Annotated in this window: 2 protein-coding genes and 1 pseudogene; all 3 read left to right on the forward strand. The window is 49.5% G+C overall.

The features are described from left to right. Nucleotides 1–507, forward strand: a 507-nt coding sequence (locus R7P67_RS23585; protein WP_318086162.1) for a spondin domain-containing protein, incomplete at its 5' end; no start/stop codon positions are given. Nucleotides 508–679: 172 nt separating this feature from the next. Beyond that, nucleotides 680–1,411: a response regulator transcription factor gene (locus R7P67_RS23590; protein WP_318086163.1), complete on the forward strand. Its 732-nt coding sequence runs from the start codon at nt 680–682 to the stop codon at nt 1,409–1,411. Between the two features lie 24 nt (nt 1,412–1,435). Then, nucleotides 1,436–1,748 (forward strand): annotated as a pseudogene (locus R7P67_RS23595) (sensor histidine kinase); the annotation flags it as partial.

Genomic DNA, 1,748 nt, shown 5'->3' on the forward strand with positions numbered 1-1,748 from the left:
CAAAGTGCGTCGGTTGAGTTAGAACACTTAGCCGAGGGTGGCAGCAATGCCGAGCTGATTGCTCTGATGAACAGTGACGACAACGTCTACCAAGGTGTCTCTGGCAACGGTTTGCTGCTGCCGGGCTCATCGGACGAAGTCACCATCACAGTCAATCCTCATCGTTATGGTTATTTGTCGCTGGCTTCGATGCTCGTGAACACTAATGATGCCTTTGTTGGCGAAACGGGATTATCGCTCAAGTCACTCGCAGTGGGTGACAGTTACGAGATGAACATGAACGTGTGGGATTCTGGCACAGAGCTTAATGACGAATTGGCGGCCACGATTCCCGGCCCTGCGGGTGGCGGAGAAGGATTTAACTCAACCCGAAACGATATGAATGATGCGGTCGCGTTTCACGCTGGCGTCATCAGCCATGATGATGGACTGGCGGATTCAACCTTGTCGGCAAACCATCGTTTTCTAAATCCTGGAGCGAAGGTCACGATCACGCGCGTTGAATAACTCATCTGCTCTGGTGGCGGATCCTTTCCTAAAAGTGTTTGTTCATGCTTTTATCCCTCATTCCACCACCAGAGCACTTTCTGCCCTTGTGGGAGGCTGACCTTGTTGAAAGAAATACGGCTCCGTTCCGGTCATTTGCAGAATGAGGCGTCTCCCAGACAAGGAAAGGATCATGGAACGGTATACAACCAACGTGGTGGCGAACATATTGTTGATTGAAGACGATGATGACTTGGCCGAACTGGTTCAAATGCATCTCAAGTTTCAGGGGCATCAAGTCAGTCGAGAATCCAGCGTTGCAGCGGGTAGAAATACTTATCAGCAGCAGTCGTTTGATTTGGTGATCCTCGACAGAGGTTTACCCGATGGTGATGGTTTGGACATTTGCCATCACTTGCGCCAACAGCAAGATTGGACACCAGTTTTGGTGTTGACCGCAAGAGACGGTGAGATGGATAAAGTGGATGGCTTGGAAGCGGATGTCGACGATTACATCACAAAGCCGTTTAGTGTTTTAGAGTTTCAAGCTCGGGTGAGAAATGTACTTCGGCGCGTTAATCAAGTTGCTGAAAAGCCGACTCCAAAGCGAGCAGAAGAAGAGGCACTTAACTTTGGTGATTTGAAGATCATTCCCCAATTGCATCAGGTTTCGCTCAACGATAAAGACGTCGCGCTGACGGCAACCGAGTTTACCTTACTACAGTTTCTCGCCACTCGTCCCGGTCGAGTCTACAGTAAGGACGAGCTGTTGGATCATGTCTGGAACACCAATCATGCTGGGTACCATCACACGGTTTGTAGCACCATTAATCGCTTGCGCAGCAAGCTGTCGTTGTCGGACTCAGAGCATCATTTTATTCAAACGGTTTGGGGTGTTGGGTACAAATTTCAGCCGCGCCCATAATGGGCGGTGTGAGGAGGCGATAGGATGAGCTTCAAATCTCGTTTGGTGGTATTCACCACGGTTTGGTTTTGTTTGGCGATGGCGGCCATTGCGCTGACTTACAATTGGCAAAAAGAGACCATTGAGCTTCGCACCAAGCAAAGCTTACATCAAGATCTAGCCAGTCACATGCGGGATGACAATCCGCTCATGATTGGTACGAACTACAATCCCAAAGCACTCAAGTCGATTTTCCACACCCTCATGTTGATAGGGCCTGATTTCGAAATCTATTTTCTTGATAGCCAAGGCAACATTGCTACGCACGCTGCGCCAGAAGGGACGGAATTGATGGGCG

The organism is Vibrio sp. Vb0937 (assembly GCF_033338855.1).

Bases quoted from the DNA above. Each gene is read 5' to 3' on its own strand.
- R7P67_RS23590 (WP_318086163.1), top strand. From the start codon at position 680: ATGGAACGGTATACAACCAACGTGGTGGCGAACATATTGTTGATTGAA.